The organism is Oerskovia sp. NPDC057915 (assembly GCF_042887685.1).
GTDB lineage: Bacteria > Actinomycetota > Actinomycetes > Actinomycetales > Cellulomonadaceae > Oerskovia.
In genome coordinates, this window is the sequence record NZ_JBHVOS010000010.1 from 94,772 (window position 1) to 114,611 (window position 19,840).

The window sequence follows — 19,840 nt, forward strand, 5'->3', positions numbered from 1 at the left end:
GACGGCCGTCCTGTGACATCGCTGCCACCGACCTCTTCCGACGGCGCTACGCCCGCACCGTGAGCGTGCTCGACCCGTCCGCGAGCCGCCGCACCTCGACGCGTTCCGCGATGGACTGCTTGAGCGCGTCGACGTGGGACACGACGCCGACGACGCGACCACCCGCGCGGAGCCTTCCGAGCTCGCCGAGCACGGCTTCGAGGGTCTCCGGGTCGAGCGTCCCGAAGCCCTCGTCGACGAACAGCGTCCCGAGGTCCACGCCCCCGGCCTCCGCGGTCACGACGTCGGCCATGCCGAGCGCGAGGCACAGCGAGACGTAGAAGGTCTCGCCGCCCGAGAGCGTGCGGGGGTCGCGCGCCTGCTCGGTGCGGTGGTCGAGGACCTTCATCGCGAGGCCGGTCCGACGGGTGCGGACGTCCTCCTTCTCGTCGGAGCGTTCGAGCTCGTAGCGTCCGTCCGACATCTCGCGGAGCCGTTCGTTGGCTGCCGCGACGACGTCCTCGAAGCGTCTGACCAGCACGAACGTCGCGAGCGACAGCGCCTTGGCATTGTCGCTGCCGGAGCCTGCGGCGAGCGTGGCCATGCGTGCGACGGGCGCGGCGTCCTCACGGGCACGGGCCCAGGCGGCCACGGTCGACTCGATCTCCGTCGCGGCGTGCGCGGCTGCGGTCGCGCGCCGGGACGCGCCGTTCGCCTGGAGGGCGGCCATCCGCTCGGCGGCCTCTGCCTGCCCGACGGCGTCGCGCGCCCCGTCGAGGTCGACGTCCATGTCTGCGGGCAGGGACGCGACGACCTCCTCGGCGAGCCCTCGCCGGACGCGCTCGGTGTCCGCGTCGACCGTACGGAGCCTGCGTTCGAGCTGCTCGCGCCGCTCGGCCGGCAGGAGCGCGTCGACCGCCTGCTGCTCGTCCTCGAAACCGGCCTCGGCGACGACCGCCTCGACCTCGGCGGCCCGTGCTTCGACCGCGGCCGACGTGCGGGCGACGGCGCCCTCGGCGTCGAGCAGGGCGCTCACGGCGAGGTCGCGGTGCCGGACCGCTGCCGCGAGCACGGCGACGGGGTTGGCGGGCGCGCCCGCGTCGGCCACCAGGTCCGGGAGGTCGGCGTCCGCGAGGAGCGGTCCGGTCGCATCGAGCTCGGCGACGATGTCGCGACGGTCCTGCTCGATCCCCGCGGCGAGAGCGTCGAGGCGCGCACTCTCGCCCGCGACCCGCTCGGCGAGGGTCGAGGCCAGGGTGGTCAGGTCACCGGTCTCGGCGTCGAAGGTCGAGAGGGCCGTCGAGGCCTCGGCCCGGTCGGTCACGGCTGCGGACGACGCCGACACGAGCTCCTTGGCCGTGGCGAGCGCCTCCTGTGCCTCGTCGACGACGACGCCTCCGGCAGCCCGCAGGAGCCCGTCGAGGCGTTCGGCGAGGGTGGCGACCTCGGCGGACGTCGCTGCGACGAGCTCCTCGGCAGCCCGACGGGTGGCCTCTGCGACCTCGACGTCGTCCCGGCTCGCGTGCTCGTCGCTCGTCCGGGCGGGTGCGGGGTGCTCGTGCGCGCCGCACACCGGGCACGCGTCCCCGGGCTCGAGACCGGCCGCGAGCTCGCCCGCGATCCCGCCGAGCCAAGCCGTGCGCAGCGCGTGCTCGGCGTCGGACGCAGTCCGGGCGGCGGCGACCGCCCGCTCCTGAGCGGCTCGGGCACCGTCGAGGGAGGTACCGGTCTCGACGGCCTGGCGGGCCGCACGCAGCACGGACTCGGCCGCGAGCACCTTCTCCTGCCGTTCCCCGAGGCGGCCGGCGACGTCGGCGAGCTGGTCGCGTCGCGACTCCCGCTCGGCGCGTTCGGCAGGGCGCGCCTGGAGGTCCGCGAGCACGCGTGCCCGTTCCTCGCGGTCACGCTCGACCTCCTTGCGGCCGTCGACCAGGTCGCGCTCCCGGAGGGGCAGCGACTCCCCGACGGGCAGGAGCCGGGCCAGGCGGGTGCTCGCGGCCGCGAGGCTCGACCTCAGCACGTCGAGGGCCGTGACGTCGGCCGAGGCCAGCGACTCCGGGACCCCGGTGCGGGCGAGCAGGAGCCGCTCGTGCGCGGCAGCGTGCTCCGTCACGGCGCGGCGGGCGCCCGCGACCACGGGCTCCACCCCGGCGGCCCGCCGCGCGGCGGCGAGGACCTCTCGGTCGGTAGCCACCTGGTCCGCGGCGGCGTCGAGCGCCGCCCGCTCGGCGAGCAGCCCGTCGCGGCGCTCGACCGCGGCGCTCAGCGTGCGCGCCGCCTCGAAGGCGTCGCGGGCCGCGACGAGCGCGGCGTTGGCCGAGATCTCGCGTGCGCCGAGCTCGTCGGCGGTCCGCTGCATCGTCGCGACGTGCCGGTGGGCGAGGGTCCGGACCGACGGCGGGGCGACCACCGCGGCGGGCTCGATCCGGGCGGTCCCGCCGGCCCCGGCCCCGGCAGGCTCGTCGGCGCCTCGGTCACCGTCACCGTCACCGGCATTCGCGCCGTCGATCTCGCTCTCGCCCGCCGGCTCCTCCGTCGCGTCGAGCGGCCCGCCGAGCCGGACGTCGTCACGGGCTCCCTCGCGCAAGGACGCGGCGGCGTCGCTCGTGAGCCCGGCGGCACCGACGAAGCTCTCGACCGCCCCGGTCGCGGTCGCCCTGGCGACCGACACCACACCCTGCGCCTCGCGGTTCAGTGCCGCGAGCTCGGTCTGCACGCGGTCGTAGACCTCGGTACCGAAGACCTTCTGGAGGAGGCTGCGACGGTGCTCGGGGTCCGCCCGGAGGAAGTTCGCGAACTCGCCCTGCGGCAGCACGATGGTCTGGACGAACTGACGACGGTCGAGCCCGACCGCCCGCTGGATCTCCAGCCCGGCCTCGTCGAGCCGCGTCGAGAGGAGCTCACCGGGCACGTCGTCGGCGTCGGCTCCCGGCGCCGGCACGGCCTGGTCCGCCCCGGCGAGCCGCCAGAGCCTGACCCCGGCCTGCTGGGTCGTGGTCCCGGTGCCGCGCTTCTTGGCGCGCTGGAACTCGGGGGTCCGTCGCACGCGGTAGACCCCGGACCCGGTCTCGAAGACGAGGTCCACGGACGACTCGACGTCGGGAGCGGCGTACGCCGACCGGAGCCGGTCCTCGCTCGCCGCCTCGGACGCGACCTTGCCGTACAGCGCGAAGACGACAGCGTCGATGATGGTCGACTTCCCGGCTCCCGTCGGGCCTTCGAGCAGGAAGATGCCCGAGGTCGCGAGCTCGGCGAAGTCGATGACGTGCCGCCCGGCGAACGGCCCGATCGCCTGGAGGGTCAGGGTGTGCAGGTGCATCAGGCGCTCCGCTCGCTCGCGAGGGCGCGTTCGAGCGCGGTGCGCAGCGCGTCGCCCTCGGCCTGGTCGGGGCCGGCCCCCGTGACGTGCTGGACGAACTCGTGGGTCACCTCGAGCGGGTCACGCCCCTGCCCGACGACGGAGATCACCTCGCGCTCGGCCGTCACCGGTGGGCGGTGCTGGACCTGGAGCGCGTGCGGGAACCGTGCGCGGACGCGCGCGTACATCTCGGTCGGCCTGGCGGGATCGGTGACGAACACGCGCAGCCAGTCGTCCGTGTGCGGTTCGCCGGCCGTACCCAGGAGGTCGTCGAGCGTGCCCGCGACCTCCGCGAGGCGCCGCGGGACCGGCGCCGGGAGCAGCTCGGTCCGCGCGTCCCCGGTCGCGTCGAGGTCCAGGAGGACGGTCGACTTCTTCTGGTGCATCTCCGAGAACGAGTACGCGAGGGGCGAGCCCGAGTAGCGGGCGACCGTCGCCGCATCGTGATCGTGACCTGTGGTTTCACGTGAAACACCGGGCACCGTGACGACCTGCGGGCCGTGCAGGTGGCCCAGTGCGACGTAGTCCACCCCCGCTCCCCCGAACACCCCGGCGGGCACGGAGTCCACGCCGCCCACCCGGATGTCCCGCTCGGACTCCGAGGCCTGCCCTCCGACGACGAACGCATGGGCCACGACCACGTTCCGCAGCCGGCCACCGCCTTCCTCGCGGCGGCGCGCGACGTCCGCCGCGACCCTCCGCAGGGCCGCCGCGGTCACGGCCTCGTGCGAGCGCGGCAGCGGGCCCCGCGCGCCTGTCGGGTCCTGGCCCTCCTCGGGAGCCTCACCGTCGCAGCAGCCGTCCGCGAGCTCCCACCGCACCGCGTCCGGGTCGAGGTAGGGCATCGCGTAGACCGCGACGCGCCCGCCCGAACCACCGCGCGAGGCGGGGTCCAGGACGACGGGCGTGCCGACGTCGGGCACGCGTGTGCGGAAGTGGACGCCCGCACGCATGAGCGACGCCCCGAAGCCCAACCGGATCGCCGAGTCGTGGTTGCCCGGCGTGAGCACCACGTCCGCATGCTCGGAGAGCCTCGCGACCGTGTCCGAGAGGAGGTTCACGGCGTCCACGGGCGGGATCGCGCGGTCGTACACGTCACCCGCGACGAGGACCGCACCGACGCCCTCCGAGCGGACGACGTCCACGAGGTGGTCGAGATACGCAGCCTGGTGGTCCAGCAGGTCGACGCCGTGCAGCGTGCGACCGAGGTGCCAGTCCGAGGTGTGCAGGATGCGCATGACCCGAACGGTAGCGGGCGCCACCCACAGCCCCGCGCACCCGAGACCCACCGGCCACGGGGCGACCTCGTCGTCACCCCGTGCAGGCCAGGAGGGCCCTGCGGGCTACGACCCCGCGGTCGCGGTCCGCACGACGGGGATGGTCCCGCCCATGCCGATCATGTCGAGCAGGTCCTCGAGCGAGGTCGTCGGGTCCTGCAGGACCACGGCGCGCCCGTCCTCGGAGCCCAGCATGTAGACCTGGAGGATGAAGGCGATGCCCGACGAGTCGATGAACGTCACGCGCCCGACGTCGATCGTCACCGGACCGGGGTGCGTGAGCACCTGCGCCATGGCGTCGCTCGCGCGGTCCCTCAGCGCTGCGTCGATCTCTCCCCACAGGGTGATGAGCGAGCCTTCGGGGGTCGCCTCGTAGCTGATGCCTGAGTCGTACGTACTGGGGATGGTCATGCTCTTCTCGTGCTCCGTCAGTCGGTGAGGGTGGCCTCGCGGACCGTCCTCCTGGTCAACGATCGGGCAATGAACGGTGTTCCCGCGGTCGGGATCCGTGAAGGTCAAACTCTGAGAGGTTAGACCGGCTCGGTCACGTCCGCGACCTGCGCGCCCAACGCCGTCGCGAGGCTCGCACCGTCCACGCTCGCCGCGACCCCGAAAGCGCCCCCGCCGATCGACACGAGCGGCGACGCCCCGTCGCGGTCGACGACCCGGGAGTCGGCGACCACGGGCCAGGCGGTCGTCGCGCCGAACGGGGTGATCGTGCCGCGCTCGTACCCCGTGACCTCGCGGGCGACCTCCTTGTCCGGCATGGACAGGCGCGAGACGCCCAGGAGGGTCCGCAGCCTGGGCCACGAGATGGTCCGGTCCCCCGGGACCAGGACGAACAGGTAGTCGTCGTCACCACGGCGCACCACGAGCGTCTTGACGATGTTCGCCGGGTCGATCCCCCGCGCCGCAGCGGCCTCCTCGAGAGAACCCACCGGGCCGTGACGGGTGATCGTGAAGTCGATCCCGGACGCTTCGAGTGCGGCGCGTGCCCGCTCTTCGCTCATGTCCTCGACCCTAGGCACCGCCGCCCACACTCACCACGCGGAGGGCGGATCGGCACGTGTCGTCCACGTCACCTCCTCGCGGCGTCCGCGCTCTCCCCGGTCGCGGACCCGACGTCCCGGTGCTTGCATCGAGGGACGTCCGGCCCGGACGAGCCGAAGGAGAGCGATGCGCCCCGAACCCCCGCCGCTGCTGCGGCCCGAGCGCCGCGGACGCTTCGGCATGGACCGGGTGGGGTCCCTCGCGACGGCCGTCGTCCTGCTCGCGATGGTCGCCCTGTGGCTCGTCCCGACGGCGGTCGACGAAGGTACCCCGCCCACCGAGACCGAGATCGCCGCGGGCAGGATCGTGACGGTGTCCGACGGCGCCTCGACCGCGACGATCCGGTTCCCCGAGGGATGGTCCACCACGGCCGACATCAGCGCGTCGGGGGACGCGAGCGGGTCGACGTTCGAGGGCGGCAGCCTCACGGTCGACCGAGCGGGCGTCGAGGTCCAGATCGACGTCGTCTCGGGCGTCGAGAACCCGAACGTGTTCTTCACGCGGCGGGCCCGGCTCGCGGAGCTGTCGACCGGCACGACCCTGTACGACGCGCAGATCGTGTCCGAGGGCGACCCCGCCGAGGTCTCGGGCGTCTTCCGGTCGGGCGGCCCCGAGGCCGCCTCGCTCACGGTCAAGGTCACGGCGCAGCACGCCCAGGGCGGGGTGTCGGTCCTGGCGTACGGGACGTCGTCGAACCTTCACGCGCAGGCCGAGGCCGTGGCCGCCCTGGTGGAAGCGGTGACGATCTCGTGACCGACCAGGTCCTCCGCAACGTCCCCGTCGTCCTCCCCACGAACGCGCCCGGGCGGCGGCGTCGCGGCCTCTTCCCGCACTACCAGTGGGCCACGTGGCTCTACTGGGTGTGCATGGTCGTCGCCGGCTTCGGGATGCTCCAGGCCGTCCGGCAGGACCTGCTCCTCACCCCCGAGGGCCTCGGGATCGGGATCCTGCTCGCGGCCGTCGTCACGCTGCTCCTCACGGCCGTCGTGCGACGGCTCGACCTGTTCGAGGACGAGCCGGGCGGCATGCTCGTCGCCGCCTACGCGTGGGGCTTCGTCGTCGCGCCGACGCTCGTCGTGGTCGCGAACGACCACCTCGTCTCCGTGTTCGAGCGGACGGGCCTCGCCTCCTGGGCCGCCGCCGTCGTCGGCCCCACCGACGAGGAGCTCATCAAGCTCCTCGGCGTGGTGCTGGTCCTCTACGCGGGCCGCGCGCACGTGACCCGCCCGCTCAACGGCCTGGTCTACGGGGCCATGGTGGGCCTGGGGTTCGAGGTCAGCGAGAACATCAGCTACATCGTGCAGGGCGCGCTCATGGACCCGAGCTCCGACGCCGTAGGCGCGCTCCAGGTCGGCCTGAGCCGCGTCCTGATCGGACTGGGCGGGCACGCGATGTTCAGCGCGATCGCGGGCTTCGGCATCGCCTACGCCCTCGTGGCGTTCCACGTGTCCACGGTGCGGCGCGTCACGACGGCGGTCGCGGCCTATGCGCTCGCCTGGGTGCTGCACTTCGCGTGGAACGCCCCCGAGATCTTCTTCCCGTCGTCGGAGGCCGGCGCGTTCGGGTCGGTCGTCCTCAAGTACGTCGTCCTGGTCCTCGCGTTCGTGCTCGTGTTCCGGTACGCGCGGCACATCGACCACCGCTGGTTCGAGGCGGCACTCGCCGACCAGCCCGACGACGTCGTGACCCCCGGCGAGACGGAGGCCCTGCGGTCCGTCCACGGACGGCGCGCGGCCCGCAAGGCTGCCCGGCGCGCGGGCGGGCGGGCCGAGAGCCGTCGGCTGGCCGACCTCCAGGAGGCGCAGCTCCGGCTCGCGACGCTGCTGGGCCTGTATCCCGACGGGTCGCCGCCCGTCGAGGTCCAGAAGGAGGTCGTGCGGGAGATCCGCGCGCGCCTCACCGCGCCCGCCTGAGCATCTCCGTCGGCACCGACCGTGCCGACGGTGCCGACCGTGCCGACCGGTGCCGACGGAAACCCGTCAGCCGAGGTGCACCACGTCGCCCTTCCAGGTCCGCCGCAGCCACCGGTCGTGCGAGGCCACGACCACGGCGCCGGGCCACGTCTCGACCGCAGCCATGAGCTCCTCCGCGAGCGTGAGGGACACGTGGTTGGTCGGTTCGTCGAGCAGCAGCACGTCGGGGGCCTGCGTGACGAGCATCGCGAGGACCACACGCCGCCGCTGCCCCACGCTCAGCACGCCCAAGGGCCTGTCCAGGTCGCGGGGCGCGACGAGCCCGTGCGCGTCGACGTGCGGGCGGTCCGCGGGGTCCTGGCCCGTGACGAGGGCGAGCAGGTCGCGCGGGGTGCGCGCGTCGTCGTGCAGGCGGACGTCCTGCTCCAGCAGGGCGACCTCGACGCCTCGCGCGCGCCCGACCGTGCCCGACGAGGGCAGCAGGTCGCCCGCGAGCACGTGCAGCAGCGTCGACTTCCCGGACCCGTTGGCCCCGGTCACGAGCAGCTTGGCGCCCGGGGCGAGGTCGATCGAGGGGACCCCGGCCGCCCGCAGGTCGAGGCGGGGACGCCCGGGGGCGGCAGGATCGTGCCCGCTCGCCCCTCCCTGCACGACGACGTCGCGCGCCCACAGCGCCAGACCGTCGGTCCCGCCCGAACGCCCGGGCGAGCTGCTCGCCGCCCGCGCGAGGTGCGGCGGCGCGAAACGCAACGGCTCGGGCGGCCTGCGCACCTGCTCCGCCTGGAGCGTGTCGAGGCGCTGCTGAGCGTTGCGCACGCGCCGGGACACCTGCGACTGCACGCGCTCGCCCTTGGCGTCGTAGAGCAGCTTCGACTGGTTGCCGCGCTCACGGTTGTGCGAGACGTTGCGGGCCGTCGTCGCGACCGACCGGCGCAGCGCCTTGAGCTCGTCCTGCTCGGCCGCGAACTGCTGCTCCCAGCGGGCGCGCTCGACACGCTTGGCCCGCAGGTACTCGCGGTAGCTGCCCGCGTACAGGGTGCCGCCCGTACGGCCTGCGGAGCTGGCCTCCTGCGACGGGTCGAGGTCGAGGATCTCGGTGCAGACCTCGTCGAGGAACACGCGGTCGTGGCTCGCGAGCAGCACGGCCCCGGGCAGGGCGCGCAGGGCCGACGCGAGGAACTCGGCGGCCTCGTCGTCGAGGTGGTTCGTCGGCTCGTCGAGCAGGAGCGCGCCCGGCTGGCGGATGAGGAGCGCCGCGAGACCCAGCCGTGTGCGCTGCCCGCCCGAGAGCCGCGAGACCAGGCGGTCGCGGTGGATCACGTCGAGCCCCAGGCCCGCGAGGGCGCGCGCAGCACGGGCATCAGCTCCCCACACGTCCGACTGCTCGGCGCGCGCGAGCGCCAGGTCGTAGGCCGCGGTGAGGGCGTCGACGTCGGCGGACCGGTTCTCGGGGCCGGGCCCTTCCGGGCCCGGCCCCGGTTCAGGCAGCGACGCGAGCGCCGCAGCCGCCGACTCGAGCCCGCGCTCGATCTCCCGGACCCCCGCGAGGGCGTCCTCGACGACCTGGCCGACCGACGTCGTCGGGCCGTACGGGAGCTCCTGGTGCAGGTAACCGAGGTCCGGGGGCCGCGTGACCGTCCCCGAGTCGGGGTCCTCGACCCCCGCGAGCAGGCGCAGGAGCGTCGACTTGCCGACGCCGTTCTCGCCCACCAGACCGGTCCGGTGACCCGGGTCGACGGCGAGACTCACCCCCGCGAGGACGGTGCGGTCACCGTAGGACCTGGTGAGGTCGACGGCAGAGAGAAGGGCGGAGGACGGCTGGGGCATGGGATCACCTGACGAAGAGGGCGCCGCGGCGGCACGGAGGCTGCCTGCCGACGTCGAGCGCAGCCGGGGCACGACGAGGACGTCGTGTCGCGGGGCGACGTCGGAGCGCGAGGAGGAAGGGGGTCTCGCGAGCAGGCTCAGATCCACATGAGGGCCACCCTACGGGGTCGCACGGGCGACCCGCGAGCCGATTACGGGCTCGTGGACCCGTGATCGTCCACGCCCAGCAGACGCGCGTGGAGCGCCCGCACCTCGTCCGCCAGGGCCGGGTCCGGACCGGACACCGCGACCCCCGGCGCGACGGCGTGGATCGGCAGGGGCGCGACGGGCCCGGGTGGCAGACCCCACCGCGCACGCCACCCGGTGAGCTGCGCGCTGCTCGCGGCATACACGATCCGTCCGAGCCCGACCCACGCATGAGCCGCGCTGCACATCGGGCAGTGCTCGCCCGAGGTGTAGACCGTGCTCGTCCGGCGCTGCTCGGCGTCGAGGTGCTCGGCCGCCCAGCGGGCGAGCGCGAGCTCGGGGTGCTGGGTCGCGTCGCCGCCGCGGACCCGGTTGCGGTCCGACCGCAGGATCGTCCCCCCGGCGTCGACGAGCACCGAACCGAACGGCTCGTCGCCCGCGTCGAGCGCATCCCGGGCGAGGTCGACGCACACCCGGAGGAACCCGTGGTCGCGCACGTCGGGACGTTCGACGGCCGGGGTGGTCATGGGCCTAGGACACCGCGGTCGGCGCCGGGATGTTCGTCGGCGAGGTCGCCGGAGCGGCCGGCTCGCTCGGCGCCGGCGTGCTCGGTGTCGGCGTGCTCGGAGACGGGGTCGGGGTCGTCGGCGGGTCCGTCGGGTCCGGGGTCGGCACCGGCGTGGTGGGAGTCGGGTCCGGCGTCGTCGGGGTGGGGGTGGGCGTCGGTTCCGTCGGCGTCGGGGTCGGCGTCGGCGGCGGGTCCGTCGGGACCGGCGTCGTCGGGGTCGGCGTCGGAGCCGGGGTCGTCGGCGAGGGCGCGGGCGCTGGTGGAGGGGTTGTGGGCGAGGTGGGGGTCGTCGGCACGGGAGGCGCCGTCCGTGTCCCCTCGGCTCCTTGTGCGTACCGGTCCGGCATGGCCCCGGCCGCGTAGAACTCGAAGTGCCACGGCTCGGGCTTGCGCCCGTCGGGGCGCGCCCACGTGGGGTTGTCCCAGCCGTAGTCCGGGGCGTGCAGGCGCATCCACAGGTACTCGGCGCTCTTCCCGGTCGAGACCGGGGAGCCGACGTCGATCGCGAGGCCCCACCCGTGCTGGGACGTACCGGGGACGGCGGCGAGGAAAGGCTTGGCCGCCTTGACCGCGACCTGGTCGTCGTAGCTGCGGTACGAGTCCGTGATGCGCAGCGGCTTGCCGAACGCCTTCTGGTACTCGGCCGCGAGCGCCTCGAGCTGCTCGGCGGCGTCGCAGCGCAGGCTCTGCCCGGGCGCGAAGGCGAGCGGGCACAGCGCCGAGTCGGGGAGCTGACCGTTGGCGTACTGCGCCGTGCTGCCCGCGTACCTCGCGACGGCCGCGGCGAGCTGGTCGGCCAGGGTGCCGCCCGTGGGGACCACGCCGTCCGCCGGGACGACTCCCACGGCCGCGAGCGCGTACGCGGGCCCCATGAGCTCGGCGAGCTGGGTGGCGGCGACGACGACGTCGTCGATCGTCACCAGGCCCTCGTGCGACGGGGCCTCGTCGTCGGTCGGGTCGCCGGGGTCGGTGCCCGGGGCCCCGGGATCGGTGGCCGGGTCGCCGGGGTCGGTGGCCGGGTCCGCCGCGGAGCCGGCCTCCGGGTCGAAGCCGTCCGCTGCGCCGTCGGCCGGTTCCGCGGGTGTCGTGGGCTGCGGGTCCACCGGGTTCGCGGCGGGCTGGACCCCCGGGCCGACCGGGACGACGGCCGTCGTCTGCCCGTCGACGGTGCCCGGCGCAGCAGACCCGCCCGAAGGAGCCGGTTCGGCCGGAGCGGCCGGGGCCTCCGGCGTCGTCGGGGTGAGGGGGGTCGGCGCCGCGGGCGTCGCGAGGTCCTCCCCGGGCAGGGCACCGGGCGCGACGGGCCCGGGGGCGTCGACCGAACCCCGCGAACCTCCCCCGGCCGCAGCCTGCTGCGCCTGGTAGGTCGCGAGCAGCATGCCGAGCTCCGACCGTGCCTGCAGAACGGTCTCCGAGACCGCGGCATCGGCGCCGATCACCTCGTCGGAACGGTCGAGCATCTTGACCACACGGTCGAGCTGGACGTCCTCGCTGGGCGGCTCGTAGGCCTGCGGCTGCACGCCGAACGCGGCGCCGGCCACGGGCTCCTCCGCCGCGTACTGCACCGACCACGCCTCCTGGTGGGCGATCGAGGACCCGACGAAACCGACCGTCATGGCCGACCCGAGGACCAGCGTCGACGAGAGGATCATGGGGACCGCTCGCGCCGGGCGCCGTGCATGACGGGCCTCGACGTCGTGCCCCGGCACGGGCGCGGGACGGGCGGGCTCGACCGCGTCGTCGAGCACGACCGTGTCGGCAGCGGTAGCGGGCACGACGCTGGTGGCGGGCTCGGCGCGAGACGCGCCGTGCCGGCCTCCTGGGCCGCTGGAACGCACCCGGTGCGTCGGCAAGGTCACCACGAGACTCCCATGTCCGTTCTGCGACGTTCGACCGTGCGAGGGTATCTGCGAACACGGTCAGACTCCAGCCTGAGGGAGTTCGGGCGTGCGCGCCACCCTTGTCTGGGAACTTCATGGGTGACTTCTCATCGGAGGTCTGCACAATGGGGTGATGGACAACCACGCAACGCAGCACACCGCACGCGCCCGACGCACCCGCCGGAGCGCCGCCGTCGGTCTCGCGCTCGTCCTGTCCACGTCCGTGCTGGGGGCGTGCGGCGAGGACGGCAGCATCACGATCCCGGAGATCTCCATCTCGAGCGACCAGCTCGACCAGCTCGTCGACGACGCCAAGGCTCAGGCCGAGGCCATCGGCGGGGACGTCCAGTCGCTCGTCGACTCGCTCGGCTCGCTGCCCGCCGACCAGCGAGCACAGGTCGAGGAGGCCGTGACCTCGGCCAAGACCGCGTCGGCGGACCTCCAGACCGCCCTCGACGAAGCGGCCACCGCGACCGAGGAGACCAGGGCGCAGGCCGAGCAGCGCGTCGCGGACGCCCGTGCGCGGCTCGACGAGGCGTCGGCGCAGCTCCAGTCGGCGTCCGAGGCCGTGAAGTCGGCCGACCAGGCCGTCAGCACCTCGCTCGACGACCTGCGCGGCGAGGTCGAGAAGTTCTCGCAGGACGTCGAGGGCGCGACGTCCTGACGGCCGGCACCGGTGGCGCGGGCGCTATCCGCTCCCCGCGCCACCGGCCGGGTCCTTCGGGACGAGCTCGACCACCTGGGTCCCCGTGAGGTCCCACCGCTGCACGATCCGGTAGCCCTCGACCAGGTGGAGGCGCAGGTCCGGGTCCAGCCCTGATAAGGGGTCGTCGGCCGCCGGGAGGTTCATCAGCCAGATGCGGGCGGGGTCCCCGAGGCACTCGACGGGCTGGCCGCACTCGGTCGCCCCGAACCAGCCGGACACCGCGCCGGTCCTCTCCACCAGCACGTCGCGCGGACGCTGGGCGCGGTCCCGCGCTGCATGGTCGAAGGGCGTCCGGGTGCGGTCGCCCTGGTCACCGAAGACGACCACGTCGCCCGGTGCCGAACGGTCCAGGACGACCTCGGACGCCCCCGCCACGTCGGGCCGGTCCGACCGGTCGGCACTGCGAGCCCACCGCTGGTCCCCCCAGACCGACCACGCCGTGGCGCACAGGACGAGGGCCACCGCCGGCAGCGCCCAGGCGGTCCGTCTGCCGGACAGCTCGCGCAGGCCACCGACGAGCCCGATGCCCGCGAGGAGGGTGATCGCCGGCACCGTGAACTGCAGGTACCGGTAGTAGAAGAGCGGCGCGCTCCACGACGCCAGCAGCAGGACGACCGGCGGGAGCAGCGCCCAGGAGAGCAGCAGCACGAGGGGCCCGCGGTCCGGCCTCCTGGCGAGGACCAGGACCCCCATCCCGGCGAAGACCGCGAGCCCCGTCGCCGCGGCCCGGGAGTGCACGAGCTGGTAGGCGTAGCTGCGCAACGACTCCTCGGTCACGACGTTCCAGCTCAGCATGAGGTCGGCCTGTCCGTGCGCCCACCACACGGCGGGGACCAGGAGCACGGCGACCGCTCCCACCACCGTCCAGAACGCGAGGCGCACGCTGCGCGGAGTGCCTCGACGCAGCAGAAGGGCCGCGTGCGCGACGACGACGGACAGGGCCAGGAGGTGCGCGGCCGCCAGGAGGACCAGGAGCAGGCCGTAGACGCCCCACCGCCACGCGCGGCCCGTGCGCCGGGCCGCGAGGAAGGCCAGCGTCGCAGCGACGGTCAGGAGCACGGCCAGCGCGTAGCCTCGGGCGAACTGCGCCAGGTCCGTCATGCTCGGGACCAGCACGAAGAGCACCGCTGCGACGTAGCCGCTCGCCCGGTCCGCGAGCCGGAAGCCCAGGACGGTGACCAGGTACGTCGCTGCCGCCAGCGCGAGGACCGACGGCATTCGCAGCGAGAGCTCCGAGTCGCCGAAGGCGTCGATCCACACGTGGATCACGGCGTAGTACGGCGCCTGCACCAGGTCCTTGTGGGCGATGAGCCGTCCCAGGCCGTCGACGTCCAGCGATGCCGCGTGCCAGGTCGCGTACTCGTCGCCCTGGAGCGGGTGGGCCCCCGCACCCCAGAGGAACCAGAGGAGGCCGAGCACCCCCGTCGGCAGCGCCCGGAGCAGGTCCCGTCGCGGCGCCTCGTCCGGGCGGTCGCCCGAGCGCACGCGGACGGCGCCGCGCAGCTCGGGCGAGGCCTGCTCGGGCGAGGCCGACACGCCGTGGCCGTCGTCGGCCGCGCTGGTCGGAGGGATCGTCTGCCTCGGGTGCACCACGGCGCCTCCCAGGACTGGTGGTGCCCTCATGCTCGCGCCAGACCCCGGACGCCGCACCCGCAAGGAGGGAGCGCCCGACCGTCGGCCGGGGCGCACCGAGCCCGGCAGCTGCGCCGGACCGTCCCGGCAACGGGTGCACGAGAGGTTGCGGGCGGTGTCCGGGCGGCGCACGCTGAGATCGAGGGCGGCACGGTCGCGGCCCTCCACGGGGGGCGGTCGTCCCCGGCCCGACGACGGCACGACGGTCCGGCGTCGATCCTCGGTCTCGCGCCGATGCCTGCTCCTGCTGACCCGAGCACCGACGGGGTGACCACCCCGCCCGGACGAGAGGGACCCCATGTACGAGAACGAGCTGGCGATGACAGGACTCGGCGCCATGGTCCTCGGTCCCATCGTCTTCGACGCCTGGTGGGTGGCCGCGCTGTTCGTCGTCGTCGGCGGATCGCTGCTGTTCGTCGCGCGGCGCATCCACCGCCGGAAGGCACGGTGAAGCCGCTCGGCGTCCTCTCGCTCGCGGTCGTCGTCACGAGCGCCGCGTTCATGTGGTGGCAGGCGGGCGGTCCGTCCTGGTACGGCGTCGCGATCATGTCGCTCCTGGCCGCCAAGATGATCCTGTCCTGGCGTGCGAAGGACGCGACCGTGACCACGCCCGAGGACCAGGCGCAGCTCGACGCCCTGCGCGTCGGGGTCGCGGTCCCGAGCTTCAACGAGGACCCGGCGCTCCTCTCGCGCACACTGAAGTCCCTGTACGACCAGACCCGGCGCCCGCAGTCGGTCGTGGTCGTCGACGACGGCTCGTCCGACCTGCGTGCCGTCGAGGAGGCCGACCGCTGGGTGGACCGCTTCGCCGACGTCGGGATCGCGATGCAGGTCGTGCGGTTCGACGAGAACCGCGGCAAGCGCCAGGGCCTGATCGCGGCCTTCGACGCCCAGCCCGACGCCGACGTCCTGCTCGGCGTCGACTCCGACACCGTCCTGGACCCGCTGGCCGTGGCCGAGGGCCTCACCCCGATGCTCGACCCGCAGGTCATGGCGTCGACCGGCCTCGTCCTGCCGCTCAACCACGACACCAACGTGCTCACGCGGCTCATGGACGTGCGGTACGCGAACGGCTTCCTGTTCGAGCGGGCAGCCTACTCGTCGCTCGGCGCCGTGCTGTGCGCCTGCGGCTCGCTGGCCTTCTACCGCACGACCGTGGTGCGCAAGTACCGCGAGGACTTCCTCAACCAGACCTTCCTGGGAAAGCCGGCCGTGTTCGGCGACGACCGGCGGATGACCAACTACGCGCTCATGGAGGGGAGGTCGGTCTTCCAGTCGACCGCCGTCGCGTTCACCGCGGTCCCCGAACGCCTGGGCCACTACGTCCGCCAGCAGGTCCGCTGGAACAAGTCCTTCTTCCGGGAGTCCGTCTGGGCCCTCCTGAACCAGCCGAGCGGCCGCCCGGCGTTCTGGCTGACCGCGATCGAGCTGGGCACGTGGTTCACGTTCACGTGCGCGCTGGTCCTGGCGATCGTCGTCAACCCGATCCTGACCGGGACGCTCCTGATCGGGCCGTACCTGGTCTACACCGCACTGCTCGCCTACGCCCGCTCGACCCGCTACTTCGAGGTCACGGGCATCCGCAAGTCCCGCCGGGAGGTGCTCTACGGGTTCGCGCTCGCACCCCTGTACGGCCTCCTGCACATCGGCCTGCTCGTCTGGCTCCGTCTCTACGCCCTGGCCACCCTGCGCTCGGGCACCTGGGGCACGCGCAAGGACGGCGTCGAGGTCTCGGTGCGCGATCGCGCCGCACCCCTTCCGTCCTGACCTGCCCATCGACGCCTCAGGACGTCGCCTCCGACGCACAGGGAGCCGCACGTGTCCTCCACGACCCTCGACCGCCTCGCCACCGGGAACGGCCGGCCACCACGCCTGCGCGCGGTGGCCGTCGTCGGGCTCGGCTACGTGGGGCGCCCGCTCGCCCTGGAGCTCTACCGCCACGGTCATCGGGTCGTCGGCTACGACGTGGCCCCCGGCCGCCGCGAGCAGGCCCAGAGCGAGGCACGGTCGGTCGACGCCGCCGACGGCGCCACCTTCACCGTCGTCGCCTCCCTGCCCCGGACCGGGCCCTGCGACGCGTACGTCGTGGCCGTACCCACACCCGTCGACGACCACCGATCACCCGACCTGTCCTTCGTCGAGGCGGCGTGCCGCGACATCGGCGACGTGCTCCGGGTCGGCGACCTCGTCTCGCTCGAGTCGACCGTGCATCCCGGCGCCACCCGGGAGGTGTGCGCCCCGATCCTCGAGGCGGGCTCGGGCCTGGTCGCCGGGCGCGACTTCCACCTCGCGTTCTCCCCCGAACGGGTGTCCCCCGGCGAGACCGAGATCCCCCGGATCGCCAAGGTCGTCGGCGGGATCGACGAGGCGTCGCTCCAGGCAGCGTGGGACCTCTACGCCCCCCTCATCGATGCAGGGCTCGTGGCCGTCTCGACCCTCGAGGCGGCCGAGCTGACCAAGATCGTCGAGAACACCCAGCGCGACGTCAACATCGCGTTCTTGAACGAGATGAACGAGTACGCCCTGGCCCGGGGCATCGACTTCCGCGAGGTGCTCGCGGCGTGCCGCACCAAGCCGACGTTCGCGGACTTCCGCCCGGGCCTGGTCGGTGGCCACTGCATCGCCGTCGACCCCTACTACCTGCTCGACCAGGCGGCCCGGCTCGGAGTCGACATGACGGCGACGGCCTCGGCACGCGCGACCAACGACCGCCAGCACGATCGTCTGGCGACCCGCATCGAGGCGCTCGTGAGCGACCGCGACGAGCGACCGCGCGTCGTGATCTACGGCTCGACCTACAAGGCGGGCGTCGACGACACCCGCAACTCCGGGCCGCTGCGGGTCGCGAGCGCCCTGCGCGAGCGCGGCTTCGACGTCGTCGTGCTCGACCGGCTCGTGGACCCGGAAGGCGCCGCGCGCACCCTCGGCGGGCCCCACCCGTCGTCCGTCGTGGTGGTGGCCGTGGTGCACGAACGGTTCGCGCACGCCGTGACCGCCGACCTCGACGTGCTCGCGGGCGACGACGGCCTGGTCGTGGCGATCACCCCGGCGCTGGGCCCGGACCAGGTACCCGCCCGCCTCGAGCTCACCGCCCTGCTGTGAGGCCGGGCCGACGACGGCCCCCGGGCCGGACGCACGGAACGGTCCCGCTGCCCCCGGAGAGCGAGCAGAGACGCCGGATGGCACCATGAACCAGGTCTCTCCAACGATGCAGGAACGTCCGGGGGCACGATGAGCGCACGTTCGGCGTGGCGGTCCGCCGCCGCGGGCCTGGCGGTGCTGCTGGGTCTGGGCGGGGCCGTGATGCTCGCGCCCCCGGCCTCCGCGGCCGAGTTCACCGACTACGTGACGGTGTCCGACACGACGCTAGACTTCGGGCAGGACGTGCGGTTCGGCGACCCGAGCATCACCCTGTCCTACACGCTGACCGCGGTGCAGGACACGACGCTGTCGACGAGCGGGTGGTACACGCCCGGACCCGACCGGTGGCTGAGCGAGGTCAGCGGCGGAGCCTGCCCCGGCCTGTCGGTCTTCAACGGCACGGTGACCCTGACCGCGGGCCAGGTCTGCACCATGACCGTGACGTTCAACCCGAACGTGTCCCTCGCGCCCGCGAACGGCGTCTGGGGCGGTCGTACCTGGGACGCGACGGGCGCCGCAGGGCCCGCGACGACCGAGCAGTACGTCACGTACAACGCAGTCGTCCGGGCACTGGACTGGGACCCGCGTGCGCTGAGCTTCACGGCCGCCCCAGGAACGACGAGCGCTCCCCAGAGCGTGACGTTCACCAACCTCGCGAGCGTCCCGCTGTCCGCGCTGGACACCGGCGGGCAGGACCCCGACTTCGCGCTGGACCCGGGTACGTGCGCCGCACCGATCCCCGTGGGCGGGACCTGCACCCTGGGATACACCTACACGGGCAACGCCTCGAACCCCTCGGTCGCCTCGAACACCTGGGTGCACTTCTCCGCGACCGGCCCCGACGGCCCCAAGGCGTACACGTACGACTCGACCGTGCTCCGCCTCGCGGGCTGGACCCAGACCCCGCCACGGATCGCGGACATCTCCGTCACGAAGGCGCTCGTGGGCACGGACCCCGTCGTCGCGGGGGACCTGATCGCCTGGGACGTCACGGTGTCCAACGCCGGACCGGATCCCGCCGGGACCGTGTGGCTCTACGACTTCCCCGGCGCCTACCTGCACCTCGACCGTGTCGAGGGCGCGACGTGCGAGTCATCCGTCGCGGGCCTTCCTGCCCCGGCGGGCATCGAGCTGCGTGACTCCTACGCCCAGTGCACCCTGGGCGCCCTGGGCTCCGGCGCCTCGACCACGGTCCGGGTCTGGACCCAGGTCTCGGCCGACACGCCCGTGGGCACGACGCTCACCAACACCGCGAGCGCCTACGGCGACGTGCAGGACCCGAGCTACGACGACAACCACACGAGCGCCGACGCCGGCCCCACCCTGGGGGTCGCGGACGTCCAGGTCACCAAGTCGGCCCCGGCGGACCCGCCCCGGGTGGGCGGGGAGACGACCTGGCCCCTGACCGTGACCAACGCAGGACCGGACGACGCGACCGACGTCGAGGTCACGGACACGCTGCCCCCGGGGACGAGCTACGTCGACGGCCCGGACGGGTGCACTGCCGACACCGTGCGGGTCACGTGCGCCCTGGGGATCCTCACGGCCACCCAGACATGGACCGGCGCGGTCGTCCTGCGCGTCGACGACCCCGCCCTGGCCGGGACGGCCCTCTCGAACACCGCCGTCGTCACGACCTCCGCACAGGACCTCGATCCCTCGAACGACTCCGCGACCGCGACCTCGCTCCCGGTCGTCGGCCCCACCCCCACCACGGGCAACCTCGCCGTCTCCCTCGACGCACCCGCCACCGTCACCGCCGGATCGCAGCTCGACCACACCCTCACGGTGACCAACACCGGCGACGTCCCGATGACGGACGTCACGGTCGTGACCCACGTCCCCCCGGGCACGACGTTCCTCAACGCCGGCGGGACGGGCAGCCCGGGCGCGGCCGTGATCGAGCTCGCCGCCGCGTGCCCCGCGAGCGGCACGGTCGTCACGTGCACCGCCGGGACCATCGCCCCCGGCGACCAGGTCCTCGTCCCCGTCTCTCTCCGTGTGGACGCTGCGACACCTGCTGGCACGATCCTTCCGCTCGACGCTGCCGTCACCTCCAGCACCCCTGACGACGACCCCGGCGACGACACGGCGAGTGCACAGGTCACCGTCGCCGCCAAGACGGCACCCGGTGACGGCAGGACAGGCACCGGCACCCGTGCCTCCGTCCTCGCGAGCACCGGCTCCGACTCCCTGACAACGGCGTGGGTGGCCCTGATCTGCCTCGCGGCGGGAGCGTCGACGCTCGTCGCGCGACGAGCAGCGCGACCCTGAGCGCCTCGCGCCGCTCGAACCGTGGACCGCGCGACACCCGGCGGGCAGA

General features: G+C 73.9%; 15 protein-coding genes. 7 read left to right on the forward strand and 8 right to left on the reverse strand.

The annotated features are described in order from the left end of the window. Window positions 1-46 precede the first annotated feature (46 nt). The 4 genes from ACFVQ3_RS08745 to ACFVQ3_RS08760 form a co-directional block, all read right to left on the reverse strand. On the reverse strand, window positions 47-3,298 hold the full coding sequence (locus tag ACFVQ3_RS08745; protein ID WP_387637586.1) for an AAA family ATPase: 3,252 nt from the start codon (window positions 3,296-3,298) through the stop codon (window positions 47-49). Beyond that, entirely contained in the window at window positions 3,298-4,575 is a 1,278-nt protein-coding gene (locus tag ACFVQ3_RS08750; protein WP_387637588.1) for an exonuclease SbcCD subunit D, read from the reverse strand. Before ACFVQ3_RS08750 ends, ACFVQ3_RS08745 begins: the two co-directional genes overlap by 1 nt. Before the next feature lie 105 nt (window positions 4,576-4,680). Beyond that, entirely contained in the window at window positions 4,681-5,025 is a 345-nt protein-coding gene (locus ACFVQ3_RS08755; protein WP_387637591.1) for an STAS domain-containing protein, read from the reverse strand. A 119-nt stretch (window positions 5,026-5,144) separates the two neighbouring features. Continuing rightward, window positions 5,145-5,624, reverse strand: coding sequence for an aminoacyl-tRNA deacylase (locus ACFVQ3_RS08760; protein WP_387637593.1), 480 nt, complete (start codon window positions 5,622-5,624; stop codon window positions 5,145-5,147). A 166-nt stretch (window positions 5,625-5,790) separates the two neighbouring features. Between ACFVQ3_RS08760 and ACFVQ3_RS08765 the strand changes: the two genes are divergently transcribed. Both ACFVQ3_RS08765 and ACFVQ3_RS08770 read left to right on the forward strand, forming a co-directional pair. Beyond that, complete coding sequence (locus tag ACFVQ3_RS08765) at window positions 5,791-6,417, forward strand: hypothetical protein (protein WP_387637595.1); 627 nt, start codon at window positions 5,791-5,793, stop codon at window positions 6,415-6,417. Continuing rightward, window positions 6,414-7,577: a PrsW family intramembrane metalloprotease gene (locus tag ACFVQ3_RS08770; protein ID WP_387637597.1), complete on the forward strand. Its 1,164-nt coding sequence runs from the start codon at window positions 6,414-6,416 to the stop codon at window positions 7,575-7,577. Before ACFVQ3_RS08765 ends, ACFVQ3_RS08770 begins: the two co-directional genes overlap by 4 nt. Before the next feature lie 66 nt (window positions 7,578-7,643). Here the strand turns inward: ACFVQ3_RS08770 and ACFVQ3_RS08775 are convergent, their stop codons facing one another. From ACFVQ3_RS08775 to ACFVQ3_RS08785, 3 genes are all read right to left on the reverse strand, one after another. After that, window positions 7,644-9,404, reverse strand: a complete 1,761-nt coding sequence (locus ACFVQ3_RS08775; RefSeq protein ID WP_387637600.1) for an ABC-F family ATP-binding cassette domain-containing protein — start codon at window positions 9,402-9,404, stop codon at window positions 7,644-7,646. A gap of 191 nt (window positions 9,405-9,595) precedes the next feature. Continuing rightward, on the reverse strand, window positions 9,596-10,117 hold the full coding sequence (locus tag ACFVQ3_RS08780; protein ID WP_387637602.1) for a nucleoside deaminase: 522 nt from the start codon (window positions 10,115-10,117) through the stop codon (window positions 9,596-9,598). Window positions 10,118-10,121: 4 nt separating this feature from the next. Continuing rightward, the gene (locus ACFVQ3_RS08785; protein WP_387637605.1) at window positions 10,122-11,933 is read right to left on the reverse strand and encodes a M15 family metallopeptidase; all 1,812 of its coding nucleotides are present in this window, start codon (window positions 11,931-11,933) and stop codon (window positions 10,122-10,124) included. A 238-nt stretch (window positions 11,934-12,171) separates the two neighbouring features. Between ACFVQ3_RS08785 and ACFVQ3_RS08790 the strand changes: the two genes are divergently transcribed. Beyond that, window positions 12,172-12,702 carry a hypothetical protein gene (locus tag ACFVQ3_RS08790; protein ID WP_387637608.1) on the forward strand — a complete coding sequence of 177 codons (531 nt, stop codon included), beginning with the start codon at window positions 12,172-12,174 and terminating at the stop codon, window positions 12,700-12,702. 24 nt (window positions 12,703-12,726) lie between these two features. Here ACFVQ3_RS08790 and ACFVQ3_RS08795 read toward each other — a convergent pair whose 3' ends face one another. Further along, a complete protein-coding gene (locus ACFVQ3_RS08795) occupies window positions 12,727-14,367 on the reverse strand; it encodes a hypothetical protein (protein WP_387637611.1) in 1,641 nt (546 codons plus the stop codon). 328 nt (window positions 14,368-14,695) lie between these two features. Here ACFVQ3_RS08795 and ACFVQ3_RS08800 point away from each other — a divergent pair, with 328 nt between their 5' ends. The 4 genes from ACFVQ3_RS08800 (at window position 14,696) to ACFVQ3_RS08815 (ending at window position 19,791) form a co-directional block, all read left to right on the forward strand. Continuing rightward, window positions 14,696-14,827: a hypothetical protein gene (locus ACFVQ3_RS08800; RefSeq protein ID WP_387637613.1), complete on the forward strand. Its 132-nt coding sequence runs from the start codon at window positions 14,696-14,698 to the stop codon at window positions 14,825-14,827. Further along, window positions 14,824-16,143 carry a glycosyltransferase gene (locus tag ACFVQ3_RS08805; protein ID WP_387637615.1) on the forward strand — a complete coding sequence of 440 codons (1,320 nt, stop codon included), beginning with the start codon at window positions 14,824-14,826 and terminating at the stop codon, window positions 16,141-16,143. Before ACFVQ3_RS08800 ends, ACFVQ3_RS08805 begins: the two co-directional genes overlap by 4 nt. A 51-nt stretch (window positions 16,144-16,194) precedes the next feature. Continuing rightward, on the forward strand, window positions 16,195-17,478 hold the full coding sequence (locus ACFVQ3_RS08810; RefSeq protein ID WP_387637617.1) for a nucleotide sugar dehydrogenase: 1,284 nt from the start codon (window positions 16,195-16,197) through the stop codon (window positions 17,476-17,478). A 129-nt stretch (window positions 17,479-17,607) separates the two neighbouring features. Beyond that, window positions 17,608-19,791 (forward strand): hypothetical protein, encoded by a 2,184-nt coding sequence (locus tag ACFVQ3_RS08815; RefSeq protein WP_387637619.1) that lies wholly within the window; start codon window positions 17,608-17,610, stop codon window positions 19,789-19,791. Window positions 19,792-19,840: the final 49 nt, after the last annotated feature.

Coding starts and splice junctions, on each gene's coding strand:
- ACFVQ3_RS08745 (WP_387637586.1), bottom strand. CDS start 3,298: ATGCACCTGCACACCCTGACCCTCCAGGCGATCGGGCCGTTCGCCGGG.
- ACFVQ3_RS08750 (WP_387637588.1), bottom strand. CDS start 4,575: ATGCGCATCCTGCACACCTCGGACTGGCACCTCGGTCGCACGCTGCAC.
- ACFVQ3_RS08755 (WP_387637591.1), bottom strand. CDS start 5,025: ATGACCATCCCCAGTACGTACGACTCAGGCATCAGCTACGAGGCGACC.
- ACFVQ3_RS08760 (WP_387637593.1), bottom strand. CDS start 5,624: ATGAGCGAAGAGCGGGCACGCGCCGCACTCGAAGCGTCCGGGATCGAC.
- ACFVQ3_RS08765 (WP_387637595.1), top strand. CDS start 5,791: ATGCGCCCCGAACCCCCGCCGCTGCTGCGGCCCGAGCGCCGCGGACGC.
- ACFVQ3_RS08775 (WP_387637600.1), bottom strand. CDS start 9,404: ATGCCCCAGCCGTCCTCCGCCCTTCTCTCTGCCGTCGACCTCACCAGG.
- ACFVQ3_RS08780 (WP_387637602.1), bottom strand. CDS start 10,117: ATGACCACCCCGGCCGTCGAACGTCCCGACGTGCGCGACCACGGGTTC.
- ACFVQ3_RS08790 (WP_387637608.1), top strand. CDS start 12,172: ATGGACAACCACGCAACGCAGCACACCGCACGCGCCCGACGCACCCGC.
- ACFVQ3_RS08795 (WP_387637611.1), bottom strand. CDS start 14,367: ATGAGGGCACCACCAGTCCTGGGAGGCGCCGTGGTGCACCCGAGGCAG.
- ACFVQ3_RS08800 (WP_387637613.1), top strand. CDS start 14,696: ATGACAGGACTCGGCGCCATGGTCCTCGGTCCCATCGTCTTCGACGCC.
- ACFVQ3_RS08815 (WP_387637619.1), top strand. CDS start 17,608: ATGAGCGCACGTTCGGCGTGGCGGTCCGCCGCCGCGGGCCTGGCGGTG.